This window comes from Blautia sp. Marseille-P3087 (genome assembly GCF_900120195.1).
Taxonomy (GTDB): domain Bacteria; phylum Bacillota; class Clostridia; order Lachnospirales; family Lachnospiraceae; genus Blautia_A.
In genome coordinates, this window is record NZ_LT635539.1 from 3275145 (window position 1) to 3297096 (window position 21952).

The 21952-nt window shown below is 42.0% G+C and carries 24 protein-coding genes (1 of these 24 running past the window's edge); 22 read left to right on the forward strand and 2 right to left on the reverse strand.

The features are described from left to right. Positions 1-86: 86 nt before the first annotated feature. On the forward strand, positions 87-2144 hold the full coding sequence (gene htpG / locus BQ7344_RS15660; protein ID WP_072523277.1) for a molecular chaperone HtpG: 2058 nt from the start codon (positions 87-89) through the stop codon (positions 2142-2144). 318 nt (positions 2145-2462) lie between these two features. After that, positions 2463-2864 carry a sporulation initiation factor Spo0A C-terminal domain-containing protein gene (locus BQ7344_RS15665; RefSeq protein ID WP_235816140.1) on the forward strand — a complete coding sequence of 134 codons (402 nt, stop codon included), beginning with the start codon at positions 2463-2465 and terminating at the stop codon, positions 2862-2864. Here the strand turns inward: BQ7344_RS15665 and BQ7344_RS15670 are convergent. Further along, positions 2830-3330 (reverse strand): DUF5721 family protein, encoded by a 501-nt coding sequence (locus BQ7344_RS15670; protein WP_072523279.1) that lies wholly within the window; start codon positions 3328-3330, stop codon positions 2830-2832. The two genes, BQ7344_RS15665 and BQ7344_RS15670, sit on opposite strands and share 35 nt — an antisense overlap. A 155-nt stretch (positions 3331-3485) precedes the next feature. Here BQ7344_RS15670 and BQ7344_RS15675 point away from each other — a divergent pair, with 155 nt between their 5' ends. After that, the gene (locus BQ7344_RS15675) at positions 3486-4325 is read left to right on the forward strand and encodes a DegV family protein (protein ID WP_072523280.1); all 840 of its coding nucleotides are present in this window, start codon (positions 3486-3488) and stop codon (positions 4323-4325) included. A 108-nt stretch (positions 4326-4433) separates the two neighbouring features. Next, on the forward strand, positions 4434-4685 hold the full coding sequence (locus tag BQ7344_RS15680; RefSeq protein WP_072523281.1) for a hypothetical protein: 252 nt from the start codon (positions 4434-4436) through the stop codon (positions 4683-4685). Positions 4686-4761: 76 nt separating this feature from the next. On the opposite strand, the gene BQ7344_RS15685 is transcribed toward BQ7344_RS15680, so the two are convergent. Next, on the reverse strand, positions 4762-4962 hold the full coding sequence (locus BQ7344_RS15685; RefSeq protein WP_005425201.1) for a cold-shock protein: 201 nt from the start codon (positions 4960-4962) through the stop codon (positions 4762-4764). Positions 4963-5235: 273 nt separating this feature from the next. On the opposite strand from BQ7344_RS15685, the gene pyrF reads away from it, so the two are divergent. The 18 genes from pyrF to BQ7344_RS15770 form a co-directional block, all read left to right on the forward strand. After that, entirely contained in the window at positions 5236-6162 is a 927-nt protein-coding gene (gene pyrF, locus BQ7344_RS15690) for an orotidine-5'-phosphate decarboxylase (protein WP_072523282.1), read from the forward strand. 20 nt (positions 6163-6182) lie between these two features. Then, positions 6183-6965 carry a dihydroorotate dehydrogenase electron transfer subunit gene (locus BQ7344_RS15695; RefSeq protein ID WP_072523283.1) on the forward strand — a complete coding sequence of 261 codons (783 nt, stop codon included), beginning with the start codon at positions 6183-6185 and terminating at the stop codon, positions 6963-6965. Next, positions 6962-7867 carry a dihydroorotate dehydrogenase gene (locus tag BQ7344_RS15700; RefSeq protein ID WP_072523284.1) on the forward strand — a complete coding sequence of 302 codons (906 nt, stop codon included), beginning with the start codon at positions 6962-6964 and terminating at the stop codon, positions 7865-7867. Before BQ7344_RS15695 ends, BQ7344_RS15700 begins: the two co-directional genes overlap by 4 nt. A gap of 123 nt (positions 7868-7990) precedes the next feature. Further along, positions 7991-9325, forward strand: a complete 1335-nt coding sequence (locus BQ7344_RS15705) for an MATE family efflux transporter (RefSeq protein WP_083585608.1) — start codon at positions 7991-7993, stop codon at positions 9323-9325. Between the two features lie 67 nt (positions 9326-9392). Then, entirely contained in the window at positions 9393-10175 is a 783-nt protein-coding gene (locus BQ7344_RS15710; protein ID WP_072523286.1) for a hypothetical protein, read from the forward strand. A 79-nt stretch (positions 10176-10254) separates the two neighbouring features. Beyond that, a complete protein-coding gene (gene pyrE / locus BQ7344_RS15715) occupies positions 10255-10935 on the forward strand; it encodes an orotate phosphoribosyltransferase (RefSeq protein WP_072523287.1) in 681 nt (226 codons plus the stop codon). Positions 10936-10987: 52 nt separating this feature from the next. Further along, on the forward strand, positions 10988-11140 hold the full coding sequence (locus tag BQ7344_RS16360) for a hypothetical protein (RefSeq protein ID WP_181985308.1): 153 nt from the start codon (positions 10988-10990) through the stop codon (positions 11138-11140). 19 nt (positions 11141-11159) lie between these two features. Continuing rightward, entirely contained in the window at positions 11160-11633 is a 474-nt protein-coding gene (locus tag BQ7344_RS15720; protein ID WP_227195809.1) for a VanZ family protein, read from the forward strand. Continuing rightward, on the forward strand, positions 11617-11931 hold the full coding sequence (locus tag BQ7344_RS15725; RefSeq protein WP_072523288.1) for a hypothetical protein: 315 nt from the start codon (positions 11617-11619) through the stop codon (positions 11929-11931). Before BQ7344_RS15720 ends, BQ7344_RS15725 begins: the two co-directional genes overlap by 17 nt. Positions 11932-11937: 6 nt before the next feature. Continuing rightward, complete coding sequence (locus BQ7344_RS15730; protein WP_072523491.1) at positions 11938-12525, forward strand: HD domain-containing protein; 588 nt, start codon at positions 11938-11940, stop codon at positions 12523-12525. Then, positions 12518-14578: an aminopeptidase gene (locus tag BQ7344_RS15735; RefSeq protein ID WP_072523289.1), complete on the forward strand. Its 2061-nt coding sequence runs from the start codon at positions 12518-12520 to the stop codon at positions 14576-14578. Before BQ7344_RS15730 ends, BQ7344_RS15735 begins: the two co-directional genes overlap by 8 nt. 148 nt (positions 14579-14726) lie before the next feature. Beyond that, positions 14727-15227, forward strand: a complete 501-nt coding sequence (purE, locus tag BQ7344_RS15740) for a 5-(carboxyamino)imidazole ribonucleotide mutase (protein WP_015541377.1) — start codon at positions 14727-14729, stop codon at positions 15225-15227. A gap of 26 nt (positions 15228-15253) precedes the next feature. Next, a complete protein-coding gene (gene purM / locus BQ7344_RS15745; protein WP_072523290.1) occupies positions 15254-16279 on the forward strand; it encodes a phosphoribosylformylglycinamidine cyclo-ligase in 1026 nt (341 codons plus the stop codon). Beyond that, positions 16273-16902, forward strand: coding sequence for a phosphoribosylglycinamide formyltransferase (gene purN, locus BQ7344_RS15750; protein ID WP_072523291.1), 630 nt, complete (start codon positions 16273-16275; stop codon positions 16900-16902). Before purM ends, purN begins: the two co-directional genes overlap by 7 nt. A gap of 30 nt (positions 16903-16932) precedes the next feature. Then, positions 16933-18207 carry a phosphoribosylamine--glycine ligase gene (gene purD, locus BQ7344_RS15755; RefSeq protein ID WP_072523292.1) on the forward strand — a complete coding sequence of 425 codons (1275 nt, stop codon included), beginning with the start codon at positions 16933-16935 and terminating at the stop codon, positions 18205-18207. Positions 18208-18347: 140 nt separating this feature from the next. Further along, on the forward strand, positions 18348-19112 hold the full coding sequence (locus BQ7344_RS15760) for an SseB family protein (protein ID WP_072523293.1): 765 nt from the start codon (positions 18348-18350) through the stop codon (positions 19110-19112). Positions 19113-19270: 158 nt separating this feature from the next. Beyond that, positions 19271-19645 carry a GntR family transcriptional regulator gene (locus BQ7344_RS15765; protein WP_072523294.1) on the forward strand — a complete coding sequence of 125 codons (375 nt, stop codon included), beginning with the start codon at positions 19271-19273 and terminating at the stop codon, positions 19643-19645. A gap of 64 nt (positions 19646-19709) precedes the next feature. Then, on the forward strand, positions 19710-21952 hold the 5' portion of the coding sequence (locus tag BQ7344_RS15770) for an ATP-dependent Clp protease ATP-binding subunit (protein WP_072523295.1). Its footprint extends 256 nt past the window's final position; only the first 2243 of its 2499 coding nucleotides appear in the window; it begins with the start codon at positions 19710-19712; its stop codon lies off the right edge, out of view.

The window sequence follows — 21952 nt, forward strand, 5'->3', positions numbered from 1 at the left end:
TGAGTGCTAATTTTTTCTTGACTTTTGGAAAAAAGGGGATTAGTATATAAAAAGATGAAAAAACGAATCTAAGGAGTGTGGATAATATGGCTGAAAAGCATGGAAATTTATCAATTAACAGTGAGAATATTTTCCCGATCATTAAGAAATGGCTGTATTCTGACCATGACATTTTTGTTCGAGAACTTGTATCCAATGGCTGTGATGCAATCACAAAGCTGAAAAAACTGGAAGTAATGGGCGAGTATACATTTGCAGATGATTACAAACCAGCAGTGCAGGTTGTAGTTGATTCAGATGCCAAGACCCTGAAATTCATTGATAATGGTATTGGTATGACTGCCGATGAGGTAGAAGAATACATTACACAGATTGCATTTTCCGGAGCAACAGAGTTCCTTGAAAAATATAAAGATAAGACAACAGATGACCAGATGATCGGTCATTTTGGTCTCGGTTTCTATTCCGCTTTCATGGTAGCCGATGAAGTACACATTGATACACTTTCTTTCAAAGAAGGCGCGACACCGGTTCACTGGACCTGCGACGGTGGTACAGAATATGACATGAAAGATGGCGACCGCACAACAGTCGGAACTGAGATCACACTGTTTCTGAATGATGAAAGCCTGGAATTCTGTAACGAATACCGTATGCGTGAGGTTATCGAGAAATATTGTTCTTTCATGCCGGTAAATATTTATCTTTCCAAAGCAAATGCAGAGCAGGAATACGAAACAATCGATGAAGCGGATCTGAAAGATGATGATGTTGTTGTTGAGCATATCCATGAAGATGCAAAGACAGAAGAAAAAGAAAACGACAAAGGTGAGAAAGAAGTTGTCGAAGTTTCTCCTGCAAGAGACCGTATAAAAATCAACAAACGTCCGGTTTCCTTAAGTGATCCGAATCCACTGTGGATGAAACACCCGAACGAATGCACTGATGAAGATTATAAAGAATTTTATCGTAAAGTATTTATGGATTACAAGGAGCCACTGTTCTGGATTCATCTGAACATGGACTACCCGTTTAACCTGAAAGGTATTCTGTATTTCCCGAAGATCAATACAGAATATGATTCCATTGAAGGAACCATCAAATTATATAACAATCAGGTATTTATCGCAGACAACATCAAAGAAGTAATTCCGGAATTCCTGCTTCTTCTGAAAGGTGTGATCGATTGTCCGGATTTGCCGCTGAATGTTTCCAGAAGTGCACTTCAGAATGATGGGTTTGTGCAGAAGATTTCCGAATACATTTCCAAGAAGGTTGCCGACAAGCTGACCGGTATGTGCAAGACCGACCGCGAATCTTATGAGAAATACTGGGATGATATCAGCCCGTTTATCAAATTCGGCTGTATCAAAGACAGCAAGTTTGCTGAGAAACTGCATGATTATATCCTCTTTAAAGATATCGACAACAAGTATCTGACACTGAAAGACTGCATCGAACAGAATAAGAAAGCAGACACAGAAGAAAAGGCTGAGGATACAGAAAAAACAGAAGATACAGAGAAGAAGGACGAAAATAAAGAACCGGAAAAGACAACAATCTTCTATGTAACAGATGCTGTACAGCAGAGCCAGTATATCAACATGTTCAGAGAAGCAGGAAAGAATGCAGTGATTCTTTCTCATAACATTGATACAACATTTATTTCTCATCTGGAGCAGAAGGATCAGACAATTCAGTTCAAGAGAATCGATGCTGATGTAACGGAAGAACTGAAAGGTGAGGGTGCGGCTGATGAAGAAACAGCAAAAGCTCTGACAGAGCTTTTCCGCAAGAGTCTTAATATGGACAAGCTTGAAGTGAAGGTTGAAAACCTGAAAAATGAATCAGTTGCTGCAATGATGACACTTTCTGAAGAAAGCCGTCGTATGCAGGATATGATGAAAATGTACAATATGTATGGCATGGATCCGGGTATGTTTGGCGGTCAGGAGACACTGGTGCTGAATGTAAGTCATCCACTTGTTAAATATCTTGCTGAAAATCAGGAATCTGCCCATGCAGAAATGATCTGCCAGCAGCTTTATGATCTGGCAATGCTGAGCCATAAACAGCTTTCGCCGGATGAAATGACAAAATTTGTACAGAGAAGCAATGAAATTCTGATGCTTCTTACAAAATAAAAACATCAGATATATGCGTAATTTATAAAAATAAGAAACATGTAAGCAAAGATTATTATACAGTTCCCAAATACGGTTTCAGAGACGGTATTTGGGAACTTTTTTTCAACAAAAAATTAATTCTTGACAACAAAAGGCAAATCGAATATGCTGATGCGTACATGGTATTAAAAACAAAGGCTTTTAGTTGAAAAAAGTGGGGTTCTCTCTGAAAATGTCGTTTTTTCTCGAACTTGAACGAGTTTGGTAGGCAAAAGAAAAATAGAAAGATTTTGTCGTATAATAATGACAAAACAGGAAAAGGCGGAGGGAGAGCACATGAGAAAAGTATATAGACTGATCAGACAGCTGGGTATGACTTCAAAATATAAAGGCTATTATTATGTGGCAGAAGCAGTGATGATGTCTATGGAGCTTCAGGATTATCCGATTAAGATTACAAAAGATATTTATCCACATCTGGCTAAGAAGTTCAAATCAACACCGGTCAATATAGAACATGATATTCGCACAGTGATCAACGTCTGCTGGACGGCAAATAAGGAAACAATGGATCGGATAGCCGGTTATCCACTGAGATACAGACCGACGAACAGTGAGTTCGTAGATATGCTGGCATATTATCTGGTGCAGACAGAGTATGAAGAGGAAGAAGAACAAAATCCCCTGATAGGCGATTCACAATTTAAAGCCTGTCAAAATTTATCTGGCGGGATCTGAAATAATCAGTAATAAAGGAATCCCAGATAAATTCCGGTGATTTGTCCAGAAGAAAGCCGTCTGAGGAAATTCCGGATGTACAGAACAATTCATGGTTTTTGTACTGTAGATTCAGATTCAGCCCACGGATGGCAGGGTCAGTGATCACATCGGAAAATGCAGGAAGAATCTGCGTTAACTGAGAGGAATTTAACTGAAATGTAATTCGAAAATGCAGAGGCGGAAGCTTGCCTCGAATAATAGAGTAGCAATAAGATTTCAATTCTTTCCATGGACAGTAGAGAGCACTCTGAACGGAGGGCTGTTTACTGTCACTGTCAAAAAAATCTCTGTGGAGTGTCCCGTCAATCATAAAACTGCAAAAAGTTGTGATCGAAGCATCTACAAGAGAAAAATCGTCGAAAGTCTGGCCGATCAGAAGCTGATTCATAAAATTTTTAACGTCATTTATTTTGAGTACAAGCATTTTTTTTACTCCCTTGAATTAATGTAGCTTCTATTATAAATCAGAAAGAAAAAAAAGAATAGAGTTTTTCGAAAAAGTCTTTTCAAACATGTGGCTATATGTTAATATAGATGTGGTATTCGATACTACATATTATGGAAAAGAGGACGATATATTTGAGCTATAAAATTGTTATAGATAGTTGTGGGGAATTACTTGATGAATGGAAGCAGGATCCACGCTTTGAGTCAGTCGCTTTGATATTGAGCGTAGATGGTGTAAATATTATAGATGATGAAACATTTGATCAGGCCGATTTTTTGAAAAGGGTTGCAGAGTGTCCGGAATGTCCAAAATCTGCATGTCCGTCACCAGAGCGTTATATGCGTGCATTTGACTGTGAGGCAGAACATGTATATGCAGTAACACTTTCGGCAGAGTTGAGCGGATCGTACAACAGTGCTGTCCTTGGCAAAAATCTTCTGCAGGAAGATCATCCGGACAGACAGATTCACATCTTTAATTCGAAATCTGCATCAGTAGGTCAGACTCTGATTGCAATGAAAATTCAGGAGTGTGAAGAAGCCGGTTTTCCATTTGATAAAGTCATTGAGACGGTTGAGGAATATATTGAACAGCAGCATACGTTCTTTGTATTGGACAATCTGGAGACACTTCGTAAAAACGGAAGACTCAGCAAGGTGAAAGCGCTTGTGGCAAGTGCACTCAAGATCAAACCGGTCATGGGATCTACAGAAGAAGGTGCAATCTGTCAGCTTGATCAGGCAAGAGGAATGAACAAAGCACTGGTTAAGATGGCACAGATAATCGTGGAGAAGACTGCTGACAGCGGACAGAAGACTCTTGCAATTTCTCATTGCAATTGCCATGAAAGAGCAATTTTGTTAAAGAATGCGCTGGAAGAGCGGATGCCGATGAAAAAGATTGTGATTCTGGATACCGCAGGTGTCAGCAGCATGTATGCGAATGATGGCGGTGTGATCGTAGCGGTGTGAAGATCCTGTGAACAACGACTGTATAAGCGGTAAAGATGCTTCACTTTTTAATGATAGTGTGATATAATGGCAAAAGCATGAGCTTATACAGCAAAGGAGATTCTTGATATGAGTCAGAAGAAAGTAGATAACTACAGAGCAGGCAAGTATGGACGTTCTAAAGCCTCCAGAAAGGAAAGAATCATCGACAAACTGGAAATCCTTGCATGGATTGCTATCTGCGTTGCGATGGTTGGCTGGATCGGATTTTCTGCCTACGCTAAAATTGAAGCAAAAGAAGCATCTACAGTGACAGAGACAGTTATGGATACTTCAGCAATCGACAATTATGTTTCAGGCCTTTCGTCTGATGCAGAGTAAATGAGATAATAAAAAACCCCGGGAGTCCCGGGGCTTTTTATTTGAAGGTTATGAAACCTGAAGTATCAGATGTTAATTATAATTTTGTAACGTTAGCAGCCTGCATTCCGCGAGCGCCTTCTGTTAAATCATAAGTTACTGCCTGTCCTTCGTCCAGTGATTTGAATCCTTCACCATTGATTGCAGAAAAATGTACGAATACGTCAGCGCCATCCTCTCCTGTGATGAAGCCATAGCCTTTTTCTGCGTTGAACCATTTTACAGTTCCCTTGTTCATGATGTTACCTCCATAAAAATAAAAAGTTAAATGTCCATCTGACGAAAAAATCACCAGATTTTAGAGACTATATCGTTGGGTAATATATAATCTCTAAAAACTAGTGATTTTATATTAAGGTACTTTTCGTCTATGAATGAATTATAGACCGAGGGTATGAAAATGTCAAGGTCAATATGTAAAAAACACTTTATTAAATCGCCCTTTTCGTGTATGATATTGGTGATAATGTATATAAAACTATAGAATATAAATCATCAGGAGGAAGCAGTTATGATTAACAAGCTTATTGAAAAAATCCGTAAAACCAATGCACCGATCGTTGTAGGACTTGATCCGATGCTGAACTATATTCCGAAACATATTCAGGAAAAGGCATTTGTGGAGTTTGGTGAGACTCTGGAAGGAGCAGCAGAAGCAATCTGGCAGTTCAATAAAGGAATCGTTGATGCAACATATGATCTTATTCCCGCTGTGAAGCCGCAGATTGCCATGTATGAACAGTTTGGAATTCCGGGATTGCAGGCATACAAAAAGACTGTAGATTACTGCAAATCCAAAGATCTTGTTGTGATTGGTGATATCAAACGTGGTGATATCGGTTCTACATCCGCAGCGTATGCAGTCGGACATCTCGGACATGTACAGGTTGGTTCTAAGAAATATGCAGGATTTGATGAGGACTTTGCAACACTGAATCCATACATGGGATCTGACAGTATCAAACCGTTTATCGAAGTATGTAAAGAAGAAAATAAAGGTCTGTTTATTCTTGTTAAAACTTCTAATCCGTCCAGTGGAGAGTTCCAGGATCGCCTGATCGACGGACGTCCGCTGTACGAATGGGTTGGCGAAAAGGTTGCTGAGTGGGGAGAAGACCACATGGGTAAAGAATATAGTTATGTAGGTGCTGTAGTTGGCGCTACTTATCCGGAAATGGGCAAAGTGCTTCGTAAGCTGATGCCTAAGACGTTTATTCTTGTACCGGGATACGGTGCACAGGGGGGAAAAGGTGCTGACCTTGTTCATTTCTTCAATGAAGATGGACTCGGTGCAATCGTAAACTCTTCCAGAGGAATCATTGCTGCATACAAACAGGAGGCTTACGCAGAATTTGGTGAGCTCAATTATGCAGATGCATCCCGTAAGGCTGTAGAAGCGATGATCGCAGATATCGACGGTGCATTACAGAACCGTTAATTGAGGGCAGGAGGAGACAGATGAGTACAAAGACAAAAGAAAATCTGACTGTTGTCAGTCAGGAAGAAATAGGCAAAGATATTTTCAGCCTCTGGCTGCAGACAGATCAAATGGCACAGTATGCACGGCCGGGACAGTTCCTTTCTTTATATACAGGGAATTCCAGTAAATTACTTCCGAGACCGATCAGTATCTGTGAGATTGATAAAGAAACCAGCCGAATCCGTCTGGTTTACCGTGTGACCGGCAAAAATACCGGTACAGAAGCATTTTCAAAGATGCAGCCGGGTGACAAGATCGAAGCACTTGGACCGCTTGGAAATGGCTTTCCGCTCGAAGAAGCTGAAGGCAAAAAAGTATTTCTGATTGGCGGCGGTATCGGTATTCCTCCAATGCTGGAGACTGCCAAACAGTTAAATGCAAAGAAAACAGCTGTTCTTGGTTACAGAGATGAATTGTTCTTGAATGAAGAATTTGCAAAATATACAGATGTTTATGTTGCAACGGAAGACGGAAGCTCAGGAACAAAGGGGAATGTTCTGAATGCAATTCAGGAAAAAGCGCTGGAAGCAGATGTGATCTTTGCCTGCGGCCCGACTCCGATGCTTCGTGCATTGAAGGAATATGCAGCTGCAAATCATATTACTTGCTGGATTTCCATGGAAGAAAGAATGGCATGTGGAATTGGTGCATGTCTGGCATGCGTCTGCAAATCAAAAGACATCGATGCGCATTCTCAGGTACATAACAAACGTGTCTGCAAGGACGGACCGGTATTCTTAAGTACGGAGGTGGAGTTATGATCAATACAAAGGTAACTCTTGCAGGAGTTGAATTGAAAAATCCTGTAATGACTGCTTCCGGTACATTTGGTTCCGGAGCCGAATACAGTGAGTTTGTAGATCTGAACAAACTTGGCGGTGTTGTGACAAAAGGTGTTGCAAATGTGCCGTGGCCGGGTAATCCCACACCAAGGGTGACAGAGACTGCCAGCGGTATGTTGAATGCTATTGGACTTCAGAATCCGGGAATTGATCTTTTCTGCAAAAGAGACATCCCGTTTTTGAAACAGTACGATACAAAGATTATCGTTAATGTATGTGGGAAAAGCACTGAAGATTACTGTGAAGTGGTGGAAAGACTGGCAGATGAACCGGTAGATCTTCTGGAGATCAATGTATCCTGTCCAAATGTTAAAGAAGGCGGAATTGCCTTTGGGCAGAATCCGCATGCGCTTGAAGCAATCACAAAAGAAGTTAAGAAATATGCAAAACAGCCGATCATTATGAAACTCAGTCCGAATGTAACTGATATTACAGAGATGGCGAAGGCAGCAGAAGCTGGTGGTGCGGATATTTTATCCCTGATCAATACGCTGACCGGTATGAAGATTGACATTTACAGAAGAACATTTGCACTTGCAAATAAGACCGGAGGTATGTCCGGCCCGGCAGTGAAACCAGTTGCTGTCCGTATGGTTTATCAGGTGGCACAGGCAGTTGGCCTTCCGATTATCGGAATGGGAGGTATTGCAACAGCAGAGGATGCGCTCGAGTTTATTATGGCCGGTGCGACTGCGGTTTCTGTAGGTACTGCGAATTTCTTTAATCCTTATGCGACGGTTGAAATTGCAGAAGGAATTGAGAAGTTTATGGTACAGCAGAAGGTTGAAGATATTAGCCAGATTATTGGGATTGTGAAGTAAATAAAAACAGACGAAAAATAAGAGAATTGAGAAGTATATAAGACAGCAGGCAAAGCGGAAAAGCTTTTTCTGCTGTCTTGTAATGAGAAAGGAAATAGATTGAGCAAAGACAGGACAAATGATATGACAGTCGGAAACCCGGTAAGATTGATTATTCAGTTTATGATACCGATGTTTCTCGGCAATGTTTTTCAGCAGTTTTATAATATAGTAGATTCTATTGTTGCGGGGCAGTTTATTGGCGTAGATGCACTTGCGGCAATTGGAAGTACCGGATCTTTGATGTTTTTTGTGACGGGGTGGCTGAATGGCCTGAGCAGTGGTTTTGCTATTATCGTTGCGCAGAGATTTGGCGCAAAAAAATACGAAGATATGAGACATTTTGTGGCAATGTCAATCTATCTGATGATGGGGTTTGCGGTGGCAATGACTATTGGATTTCTTGTGTTTAATATTCCAATCTTACGATTGATGAATTCACCAGCAGAACTTATGGATGATGTTGCCGGATATATGGGAATTATTTATGCGGGACTTCTTGTAACTGCAGCGTATAATACTTTGGCGGCATTTTTACGTGCCCTTGGTGATTCTAAATCTCCGTTGTATTTTCTGGTTATTTCAGCAGGAATCAACGTTGTACTTGATGTTGTATTGATTCGTTTTGCTGGAATGGGAGTAGAAGGATGTGCATATGCGACAGTCATCGCACAGGCCGTTTCTGCAGTTTGTTGTCTCATATATATTATAAAGCGTTATCCGATTCTTCATCTGAAAAAGGAAAATTTCAAACTTCAACAGGGCAGTTTTGGAAGACTTCTTTCGCTTGGAATACCAATGGGACTGCAGTTTTCTATTACTGCAATTGGCACGATTATTGTGCAGAGTGCGGTCAATATTTATGGAGCAACATATATGGCTGGTTTTTCGGCAGCAGGTAAGATTCAGAATATCATTGGCATGGTTGCTGTTTCCATGGGAGCTACTATTGCAACTTATGTCGGTCAGAATCGTGGCGCAGGTCGGATGGATCGTGTAAAACAGGGAGTAAAATATTCCTGGATCATGCTTCTGGTCTGGAGTGGGATTGAAATGTTATTGGTTTACTTTGGCGGAAAATATTTTACTTATCTCTTTATCAGTCCATCACAGACAGACGTTATACAGGTTTCTGTAACATATTTCCGTACAGTTTTCTGGGCATATCCGTTTCTGTGTACAATTTTTGTATTTCGAAATGCTCTTCAGGGAATGGGCTATGGATTAGTGCCTATGCTCGGAGGTGTATTTGAACTGGTGGCGAGAGCAGCAATTGTGTTACTGGTTGCAGGAAGAACCAGTTTTGCCGGAGTTTGTCTTGCGGATCCGATGGCATGGATCGCTGCGCTTATCCCGCTGATTCCGTACTATTTTTATGTTATGAAATATAGACAAAATAGAGCTTATAATATAAAATAATTACAGTTACATTGAAAGGACAGGAGAAAATACGACGAAGAATATCAAAAATGAATGGAGGAGTCATATGAAAAAGAAAAAAGGTTGTATTTTATTGTTGATGGCATTATTCTGCTGTATTCTGTTTACAACATCTGCACAGGCTGCAGTCAGGAAAAACCGATTTGTAAAAAGCAGTTACGGAAATGTTTATTATTACAATGCGCAGGGCAAGCGAGTAAAAGGTCTTGTAACAATCAGAGGCAGAAAGTACTACTTTGATTCAAGAGGCGTTCAGAGAAACGGCTGGCGTTATATCAGAGGAAGATATTATTACTTCCGCCAGACAAGCGGCGCTGGTGCATATATGCTGAAATCTACGAAAGTAAATTCTATCAGTTTGCGGAGAAATGGAAGTGCATACTACAACAGTCAGCAGTTCCGAAAACTTAAACTGATGGTTCTGGCCAGCTCCGAAGTGGACAGATGCACAAATAACAAAATGACGAAAGCACAAAAGCTCAGAGCAGCTTTCAAAAGGGCAGTATCCTATGGGTATGGTGCTGATACAAACTTTTACAGTGCTTCTGACTGGGATATACATTATGGTGAAATTATGCTTTACAGAAAAAGAGCAGACTGTTTCGGATTTGGCTGCGCATTTGCATATCTTGCAAATGCAGTAGGATACAGGGCATATGCAGTATCTTCCGGAGGCCATGGATGGGCAGAGGTTGATGGCAGAGTCTATGATCCGGACTGGGCAAAAGTGACTGGGAAAATAAATCTGTACTGTGGTATGAATTATAATGTGACAGGACCGGGGATTCCATATTATAAAGGAAACCGGTTATATGTAAAGAGAATATAAGTATGATAAAGAGCATTCCTGCGGAAGTTGTTATTTTCGCAGGAATGTGTTAAAATGAGCCAATATGGAGGATAAAACTATGGAACAGTACAAACAGGAATTTATTGAATTTATGGTTGACAGCCAGGTGCTTAAATTTGGCGAATTTACTTTGAAAAGCGGAAGAAAATCTCCGTTCTTTATGAATGCCGGCGGATATGTGACCGGATCTCAGTTAAAAAAACTTGGTGAATATTATGCAAAAGCAATCCACGCAAAATATGGTGATGATTTTGACGTACTCTTCGGACCGGCATATAAGGGTATTCCGCTCAGTGTTGTAACTGCAATCGCATTCAGCGAACTGTACGGAAAAGAAATTCGTTATTGCTCTGACCGTAAAGAAGAAAAGGATCATGGTGCAGATAAGGGAAGTTTCCTTGGAAGCAAGCTGAAAGACGGTGATCGTGTTGTCATGATCGAGGATGTTACCACATCCGGTAAGTCCATGGAAGAAACCGTTCCGAAGGTAAAAGGTGCAGCAGATGTTGAAATCGTCGGTCTGATGGTATCTCTTGACCGTATGGAAGTCGGCAAGGGCGGTGTGAAATGCGCACTTGATGAAGTACACGATCTCTATGGATTTGAGACAAATGCGATCGTTACCATGGCAGAAGTTATTGAACATTTGTACAACAAAGAATACAAAGGACAGATCGTTATTGACGATAAACTCAAGAAGGCAATTGATGCATATTACAGTCAGTATGGGGCAAAATAATACGATCTGCTCCGGTAAAATCAGAGAGTCAGTTATATGAGGAGGCTTTGCCGTGAACGAAAAAATATATAAAACGATGAGCAGAACAGGAGCATGCAGCATTGCAGTAGGAATCGTTACACTGGTTACCGGTATTACTGCAGGTGTTTTGATGATTGTCAGTGGAAGCAGACTGTTAAAAAGAAAATCAGATATTCTGATCTGATGCCGGGCAGGGAGAAACATTGAAAGACAGTACAAAACGTAAAATAAAGCATATTGGTGTCATGCTTTTTCTTCTGTATGTGTTGCTGCTTGTATATTTTCTGTTCTTTTTCGAGGAATACGGAAGAGTAGCAGCAGAAGAAAGGGCGTATCGATATAATCTGATCCCGTTTCTGGAGATCCGCAGATTCTGGATATACAGAGAACAGCTTGGCATGCTGGCGGTAGTTTCCAACATATTTGGAAATGTGATCGGGTTTATTCCATATGGATTTATACTTCCGGTTATTGCACATAAATGCCGTAGCGGATTTTTTATTATATTGTCAGGATTTTCACTGAGTCTTGTGGTCGAGGTAGTACAGCTTGTGACAAAGGTAGGGTGTTTTGACGTGGATGATCTGATATTAAATACGCTTGGGGCGGCAATCGGTTATGGAATATTTGCTGTCTGTAATTACCTGAGGAGAAGACACTATGGCAAAAAGATATAGATATGCAATCATAAAGAAGAAAGAAGCAAAAAAAGGGAAGCTGTCAGTGGGACTGGCAATTGCTTCCCTGCTTCTGTTTGGGGCGGCAGTTGGCACTGCTTATGCACTCGAAGGCAGTTACGGATTTATTGTAGGAGGAATCTGTCTCTTTGCCACGCTGCTGTCTGTATATGGATTCCTGATGGGAATCGCAAGTTTTTCGGAAGAAAACTGTAACCACCGTACCAGCATTGTAGGAACGATTCTGAGCGGAGTTTTTCTTGTAGGCTGGCTGCTCTTTTTCCTGATGGGAGTTTAAATTATGATGGAACGATTAGAAAAACAGATGGAATTTATTCTGGAAGTGGATAAAGTAAAGAAAATTGTCCGACAGACGTATCTGTCAGATGCAAGCCGAAAGGAGAATGATGCAGAACATTCGTGGCATCTTGCACTGATGGCGGTTCTGCTGAAAGAATATTCGAATGAGGAGGTTGATCTTGCGAAGGTCATTCCGATGGTGCTGATCCACGACCTTGTGGAAATTGATGCAGGGGATACCTACGCATACGATGAAGCAGGAGCAGAGACGAAGCGGGAACGTGAAACGAAAGCAGCCGACCGGATCTTCGGATTGCTTCCAGGCGATCAGGGAACATGGTTTCGGGAGCTCTGGGAGGAATTTGAAGCATACGAAACAGCGGAGGCGAAATTTGCCCATGTTCTGGACAATGCACAGCCACTTCTTCTCAATGATGCATCAAACGGACGAAGCTGGGCAGAACATGGCGTGCACAAAAGTCAGATTTACAAAAGAAATGAGCATACTTCCGAGGGTTCGAGGGAAATCTGGGAGTATATGAAAAAGCTGGTAGATAAGCATATTCAGCTTGGACATGTGATTGATGACTGAGAATAAAGGAGAAAATAAATTGGACGAATTGCTGAAAGAGAGATATGAACTCGCAAAAGGCAGACTTTCGGAAATCTGTACAGAAACAGTGGTGGAAGAGAACTTTCTGGACTTTTTTCACAAAGAGGCTGCTTTTCTTTTAAAGACAGGTGAGATCCTGGAAAGAGACCAGAAAGATTTTTCCATGGTGGAACTTCAGAGCGAAAACAGCAGCCTTTATGAAGAACTTTTTCCGGAAAATTACGGACAATGCTATGGAAATCCTGCATGTGCAGCCCGGAAACTTGGAGAATACGGGAAAGCCTTTTCTTTTCTTTATACAGAACTGAGGGGTACGATTGCCTATGCATATGAAAAAAAATACTGGGATTATACCGTTGCGGTAGAATTATTTCTGGAAATATATGCTGCATTTGAAGGTGAAGAAAAGCCCTCTGTAAAAAGTACAGAGGATATTTTGCGCTCCTATGTCAATGATTATTGCCAGGATATGATGGAACAACGAATCGCAGAGGGTGTAGATACGTCGCTTGATTTTGCTGTACGCATCATTATGGATTCTGACCTTACCGATTTGCGTTACCTGTATCAGTATGGAGAATATATTTCTGTAAATGAGACAGGAGTGGCAGAATTTTTGAACAGACTCTCCGAAGAACAGATCAACAATATGGCAAGAACTTATACAGAGGGATACCGCATCGGATTTATCAATGGAAGAAAAGATATCACGAAGAAAAAATCAGTCAATATCCGATATAATCTTGGATTTGAGAGAATGGTCCGTGCAGCAATCATTCAATTCCGTGAGATGGGACTGGAACCGGTGATATACCGTCATGCGACACATGCAGTCAATAAGAGAGGTACTGCTCGCATTGGCTTTACCGGAGGAAATCCGAATCCACAGTTTGACTATGATCACAGGCAGGATCAGGCTCTGTTTATGGACAGCGATTTTGTACAGCGCAAACTGCGCTCCATGCAGAATGCCTATGAGACGTATAAGAATCAGGCGGCTGTCCACGGAGGACCGGCATGCATTGAAACATTTGGTGAAGAACCGTTTTCACCTGTAACGACACCGGAAGCATGGGCTTTGACGGAAACACAGCAGAAACTGCAGGTTGAGCTTGATAATGAATCCGGTCAGATCGTGAACCGCTATATAAAGGGTGATGAGAGAAGCTTTACGATCATTGCTTATCCAGTGCCGGAGATTGGGGCGGATTTCCCGGAGATCTTTGAAGAGATCGTAAAAATCAATACACTGGATTATAAACTGTACGAGCGGATCCAGCAGACGATCATAGAGACGCTGGATACCTGTCAGTGGGTAGAAATTAAGGGAAAAGATGATAATGAGACTGATCTGATCATTCATCTGCATGAACTTGACGATATCAAAAAACAGACAAATTTTGAAAACTGTGTGGCAGATGTGAATATTCCGGTGGGGGAAGTGTTTACGTCCCCTGTTCTCGCAGGAACCGGCGGAATCCTTCATGTAAAGAAGGTTTATCTGAACGGACTGCAGTTTAAAGACCTGAAACTTGTGTTTGACTGTGGTCAGGTGATCGATTACTCCTGTGCGAATTTTGAAACAGAAGAAGAAAACCGTGCTTATATTGAGGATAATATTCTTCATCATCATCCGAAGATTCCGATGGGGGAATTTGCAATCGGCACAAACACAACTGCATATATGGCAGCCGAAAAGTACGGCATTGCCGACAAACTTCCGATTCTGATCGCAGAAAAAATGGGCCCGCATTTTGCTGTGGGAGATACCTGTTACAGTTGGGCGGAGGATACACCGGTGTTCAATCCGGACGGAAGAGAGATTATCGCGAGAGACAATGAAATTTCCATTCTGCGAAAAGAAGACATCAGTCTGGCGTATTATGGATGCCATACAGATATCACGATTCCTTATGAAGAGCTGGGAAGTATCCGTGTGATTGACGAAGATGGAGAAGGTGTTTCTATTATTGAAAACGGTCGTTTTGTTCTGCAGGGAACCGAAGAACTGAATATTCCTTTTGACCGGTAAAAGCAGATTTTTTCTGGCGGGTGAACTTTTTTATACAAAAAGAGTTTGCTCGCCAAAATATTTCTTTTCTGTAATTTTGTTGACACAATTTTAGAATCTTAGTAGAATCAACCTGAGATGTAAGAAAAAACGAGGAGGCCACCAACCAATGAAAAAAGTAGGAATTGTAATGGGAAGCGACTCAGATATGCCAGTTATGAGTAAGGCAGCGGCAATTCTTGACAAGCTGGGCGTTGAATACGAAATGAAAATTATTTCTGCACACAGAGAACCGGATGTGTTCTTTGAATATGCAAAAACAGCAGAAGAAAAGGGATTCAAGGTAATTATTGCAGGAGCGGGGATGGCAGCACATCTTCCGGGAATGTGCGCAGCAATCTTTCCGATGCCGGTAATCGGTATTCCGATGCATACCACTTCTCTTGGAGGAAGAGATTCTCTGTATTCAATCGTACAGATGCCGTCAGGTATTCCGGTAGCAACTGTAGCTATCAACGGCGGTGCAAATGCAGGACTTCTTGCAGCGAAGATCCTTGCAACATCAGATCCGGAACTTCTTGATAGATTGAAAGCATACAGTCAGGAACTGAAAGAACAGGTTGAGGCAAAAGATGCCAGATTACAGGAAGTCGGATATCAGGCTTATTAATTAAAAAGGTGGAGGATCAGAAGAGTATGGATTACAAAAAAGCAGGTGTGGATATTGAAGCAGGCTACAGATCAGTAGAGTTAATGAAGAAACATATTGCAAAGACCATGAGACCGGAAGTTCTGGGAGGAATCGGTGGATTCTCCGGTGCATTTTCCATGAATGCATTTAAAGATATGGAAGAACCGACACTGGTATCAGGAACTGACGGATGTGGTACGAAAGTAAAACTTGCTATGCTTATGGACAAACATGACACCATCGGAATTGATGCGGTAGCTATGTGTGTGAATGATATTGCATGTGCAGGCGCTGAACCGTTATTTTTCTTGGACTATATTGCATGCGGTAAAAACTATCCGGAAAAAATCGCTGAGATCGTAAGCGGTGTGGCTGAGGGATGTGTACAGTCCGGAGCAGCTCTGATCGGTGGTGAGACCGCAGAACATCCGGGACTTATGCCGGAAGATGAATATGATCTGGCTGGATTTGCTGTAGGGGTGATTGACAAGAAAGACCTTCTTACCGGCAAAGAACTGAAGGCAGGAGATGTCCTGATCGGTATGGCGTCTACAGGTGTTCACAGCAATGGATTTTCACTTGTCCGTAAAGTTTTTGAGATGACAAAAGAATCTCTGGATACATATTATGAAGAACTGGGAACAACTCTTGGCGAGGCACTGATCGCTCCGACAAGAATTTATGTGAAAGCACTTAAGAGCATCAAGGATGCAGGTGTACGCATTCATGCATGCAGTCATATCACAGGCGGCGGATTTTATGAAAATGTTCCGCGTATGCTGAATGAGGGAACAAGAGCCATTATTGAAAAAGACAGCTATCCGGTACTTCCGATTTTTGACCTCCTTGCAAAGACGGGTAATATCGAAGAAAAAATGATGTACAATACATTTAACATGGGACTTGGTATGGTTCTGGCAGTGGACCCGTCGGATGTTGACAAGACTATGGCAGCTATTCGCGAAGCAGGCGATACACCATATGTTGTAGGCCGTATTGAGGACGGAGAAAAGGGAGTAACCTTATGTTAAGAGTCGGGGTTCTGGTATCAGGAGGAGGAACGAATCTGCAGGCAATCATGGATGCTGTTGACAGCGGAAAGATCACCAATGCAGAAATCAGTCTGGTAGTCAGTAACAATCCAGGTGCATATGCATTAAATCGCGCAGAGAGCCGGGGCATCCCGGCTAAGTGCATTTCTCCGAAAACCTTCGAAAACAGAGAAGAATTTCATAAAGCACTTTTACTGGAATTACAGGAAAATAAAATAGACCTTGTGGTGCTGGCAGGTTTCCTTGTTGCCATTCCACCGATGATCGTGGAGGCTTATCCCAGCAGAATCATCAACATTCATCCATCCCTGATTCCGTCTTTTTGTGGCGTGGGATTTTATGGACTGCATGTGCATGAAGGTGTGCTTGCAAGAGGAGTAAAAGTCACGGGGGCAACCGTTCATTTTGTGGATACCGGGACAGATACAGGTCCGATCATTCTTCAGAAAGCAGTAGAAGTACGTCAGGGAGATACACCTGAGGTGCTTCAACGTCGTGTCATGGAAGAAGCGGAGTGGAAGATTCTTCCAAAAGCAATCGATCTGATTGCAAATAATAAGGTGTCCGTACAGAATGGAAAAGTTTGTATTGAAAATGAATAAGGTCTTTGCTAAAGGAGGCAGATGAAACTCATGAAAGTATTGATTGTTGGAAGTGGTGGAAGAGAGCATGCAATCGCATGGAGTGTTGCAAAAAGCCCGAAGGTTGACAAAATTTACTGTGCACCGGGAAATGCCGGAATTTCTGAATATGCAGAGTGTGTGCCGATTGGTGCTATGGAATTTGAAAAACTTGCTGATTTTGCAGGAGAACATGATGTGGATCTGACGATTATCGGTATGGATGATCCGCTGGTGGGTGGAGTTGTAGATGTCTTTGAGGCGCGCGGACTGAAAGTATTCGGACCGCGTAAAAATGCTGCAATTCTGGAAGGCTCCAAGGCATTTTCAAAAGATCTGATGAAAAAGTACGGAATTCCGACAGCCGGATATGAAAACTTTGATGATCCGCAGAAAGCGTTGGAATATTTACATACACAGGCAAAATTTCCGATCGTCCTCAAGGCAGATGGTCTTGCACTCGGAAAAGGCGTTCTGATCTGTAATACACTGGAAGAGGCAGAAGCCGGTGTCAAAGAAATCATGGAAGATAAAAAATTCGGCAGTGCCGGAAATACCATGGTCATCGAAGAATTTATGACCGGACGTGAAGTATCTGTACTTTCTTTTGTAGATGGCAAAACAATCCGCACCATGACATCCGCACAGGATCACAAACGTGCAATGGATGGTGATAAAGGATTAAATACAGGAGGCATGGGAACCTTTTCGCCAAGCCCATTTTATACAGAAGAAGTGGATGAATTCTGTAAAAAACATATTTATCAGGCAACGGTGGATGCTATGGCTGCAGAGGGACGTCCATTTGTAGGCATTATTTTCTTTGGACTGATGCTTACCGCAGAGGGGCCGAAGGTGCTGGAATACAATGCCAGATTCGGTGATCCGGAAGCGCAGGTTGTACTTCCTCGAATGAAGAACGATATTATAGAAGTTATGGAAGCCTGTGTCAATGGAACTCTTGATCAGGTAAATCTGGAATTTGAAGACAATGCGGCAGTCTGCGTCGTTCTGGCAAGCGAAGGTTATCCGGTAAAATATGAAAAAGGCATTCCGATGTACGGATTCGAAAATTTCAAAGATAAAGACGGATATTACTGTTTCCATGCAGGCACGAAGTTCCAGGACGGACAGATCGTGACAAACGGTGGCCGTGTACTTGGAATCACAGCAAAAGGAAAGACTCTGAAAGAAGCTCGAAAAAATGCATATGATGCAACGGAATGGATTCAGTTTGCAAATAAATATATGCGTCACGACATTGGCAAAGCCATTGATGAAGCGTAAGAATCGCATAAGATGGAACTGAACAGTAATGCTGAATAGAAATCAGGATAGAAAAATCACCAAAAAGGTGTGCCATTTTTCGTGAAATATGGTATAATTGATATATATCATGCAGAAGCGATAAATGAAAGGAAAACAAAATGGGTATTAGTGTAGAAGATGCAGTGAAGGAACTTCAGGCAAGGGAGACAGTATTTGTGGCTTATTCACAGGTGACGAAGCTTCCTTATGTGACCTGCGGAGAAGAATCATATAATGATCAGGTGTGGCTTTTTGCAGAAGAAGAGACATTAAAAGAATTCGGCAAGAAAAAATTAGAAGATAAAGTTCTTCTGATGGGAATGCGCTATGAGAAAAAAGATTTTCCGAGAATGTACGGACTTCTGTTTTCAATTGATGCAAACACAGTAATCTGGAATAACGGAACAGATGAGATTGAAATTGATCTGGAAAAAATTGTTCGCAGACCGGATCTCAGTAAGATGGAACCGGCAAAACGTCCGGTATTGAATCCGGCATTACAGCTTTCCGGTATTTATTTCATGCAGGAACTTCGCCGTCCTGTTGAAAAAGAGGAACACAAGAACTTAAGAGCACTGGAAGAAGAGCTGATTGCAAACATTAAGAAGTCTCAGTTTCTTGTTGCAATGGAACGTAGCGAAGAAGAGCCGAAAAAGATCAATATTCCATATCTGAAGAACAAGGACGGACAGATTTTGCAGCCGGTATTTTCGGATATCATGGAATTTGAAAAATTTGCAAGAGGCAAAAAGCTTCGTCTTGCGAAGATTCCATTTGACAAACTTCCTACAGTTCTGATCGAACAGGCAGAGGCGCTGGTGATCAATCCGATGGGATTTAACCTGATTCTTAACAGAGACCAGCTCAAAAAAATTAACGGATAAAATATAAAATGTGTTTTTTGACAGGCAGCCGCAGGGCTGTCTGTTTTTATACTTGCAAAATTTTGATTTTGTGCTACCATATGTATAACATGAAAACTGTGAGGACTGTTATATAGTGTGACGGTTTTCATATACGAAAACAACAGGAGGTCGGGAATTTGGTCATAGAAATAGATTTTAACAGTGACGAGGCGATTTATGTACAGCTTATGAATCAGATAATCCTGGGGATCGCAACTTCCAGACTACAGGAGGGAGATCCACTTCCTTCCGTTCGACAGCTTGCAGATACGATCGGAATCAATATGCATACGGTAAATAAAGCGTATTCTCTGCTGAGGCAGGAGGGATTTGTGACGATTGACCGCAGACGTGGAGCAATTATAGCAGTCGATGAAAATAAAATCAAAGCCATGGAAGAAATGAAAGAGAATCTTATCGTTGCACTTGCAAAAGGCTGCTGCAGAAATGTCAGCAGAGAAGAAGTACATCGTCTGATTGATGAAATTTATGATGAATATGGAATTGATTAAAATCATCTGAAAATATGTGAAGACAGCAGTCCCGTTCCATGCGGGCAGACAGGAGGAGCGAACTATGCAGGACAGATTTACCAGACAGGCGTTGCAGGCATTGAAACTGGCAAAAGCCACCGCACAGTCATGGAAACATTCATATATAGGCACAGAACATATACTTGCCGGGTTGCTGAAGGAAAAAGAAGGCACTGCCGGAAGAATTCTGGAAGAATTTGGAGTTGCAGAAGAGGCACTTGAGAAGCTGATCAATAAGCTGATTGCGCCATCAGCGGAAATATTGGTGGCAGAGAGGACACCGGTATACAGTCCGCGCGCGCGTAAGCTGGTTGAACTTGCAGTCCATGAAGCAGAAAATCAGCATGAAAATGAAGCAGGTACAGAGCATCTCTTACTTGCAATGCTGAAAGAAACGGATTGTGTGGCAACCAGACTTTTATATACAATGGGTGTTAATATTCAGAAATTATATACGGCACTTTTAAATGCTATGGGAATCGAAAATCCGGTGATGGCGGAAGAACTTCAAAATACAAAAACGAAAGGACAGAAAGGCTCGGCAACACCGACACTGGATCAGTACAGCCGTGATCTGACTGTGATGGCGGCAGAGGGAAGACTGGACCCGGTGTTGGGCCGTGACAAAGAAATCATAAGACTCATCCAGATACTCAGCCGCAGAAGCAAAAACAATCCGTGCCTGGTTGGAGAACCAGGCGTAGGTAAGACTGCAATCGTAGAAGGACTTGCACAGAAAATCGTGAACGGAATGGTTCCGGATTCTGTAAAAGATAAGCGTGTAGTTGTACTGGACATGTCCGGAATGGTGGCGGGCAGCAAGTACCGTGGTGAATTTGAAGAACGAATCCGTAATGTGATCGATGAAGTGCGAGCAAATAAAGGCATTCTTTTATTTATCGATGAACTGCATACGATTATCGGAGCTGGTGGTGCGGAAGGGGCATTGGATGCATCCAATATTCTGAAACCATCTCTGTCCAGAGGAGAAATCCAGCTTATCGGAGCAACGTCACAGGAAGAATACCGCAAATATATCGAAAAGGATGCCGCGTTGGAACGTCGCTTTCAGCCGGTTTCGGTGGAGGAACCGACGGAGCAGGAAGCACTGGAGATTCTGAAGGGACTGCGCCCGTATTATGAAAAGCATCATGGCGTGACCATTGAGGATGAAGCGCTGGAAGCGGCAGTAAAAATGTCTGTCCGTTATATTAATGACAGATTTTTGCCGGATAAGGCAATCGATATCATAGATGAGGCTTCGTCCAAAGTCCGGCTCAGCGGCTATCGTTCCGTGACTGAAATTGATCAGTTTGAGGCTGAAATCAGAGAAATCCTCCAACAGAAAGAACTGGCAATCAAGAATGCAGATCTTTCTATGGCGAAGGAACTTCAGCAGCGTCAGAATGAAATAGAAGAGCAGATTCAGGTCTGTAAAACTAAGGAAGAACGCAGAAATAAACGCAAAAATCTGACAGTGACTGAAAATTCTGTGGCAGACATTGTCTCAGACTGGACAAAGATTCCAGTTAAGAAGCTGACCGGTGGAGAAACAAAACGTCTTGCAGCACTTGAAAAAGAACTTCATAAACGAGTGATCGGTCAGGAAGAGGCAGTAAAAGCTGTGGCACAGGCAGTTAAGCGAGGAAGAGTAGGGCTGAAAGATCCACAGCGCCCGATTGGTTCATTCCTGTTCCTTGGCCCGACAGGTGTCGGTAAGACAGAACTTTCAAAAGCTTTGGCAGAGGCAGTGTTTGGAAGCGAACAGGCAATGATCCGTGTAGATATGTCGGAATATATGGAGAAACACAGTGTGTCTAAACTGATTGGATCTCCTCCGGGATATGTTGGCTATGACGAGGGCGGACAGCTTAGTGAAAAGGTGCGGAGAAATCCGTACAGTGTTCTTCTTTTTGATGAAATTGAGAAAGCACATCCGGATGTTTTTAACATTCTGCTTCAGGTACTTGACGACGGACATATTACCGATGCACACGGACGCAAAGTGGATTTTAAACAGACAATTATCATCATGACATCAAATGTAGGTGCACAGGCGATCATTGAGCCGAAGAAACTCGGATTTATGTCAGAAAAAGATGATAAGCAGGATTATGAACGAATGAAATCCGGAGTCATGGAAGAAGTAAGACGCCTTTTTAAACCGGAATTTCTGAATCGTATTGATGAGATTATGGTATTCCATCCGCTGAAAAAGCCAGAAATTAAGAAGATTGTAAACATTCTTCTTAAGAACCTGGTGAAACGATGCGAAGAACAGCTTGG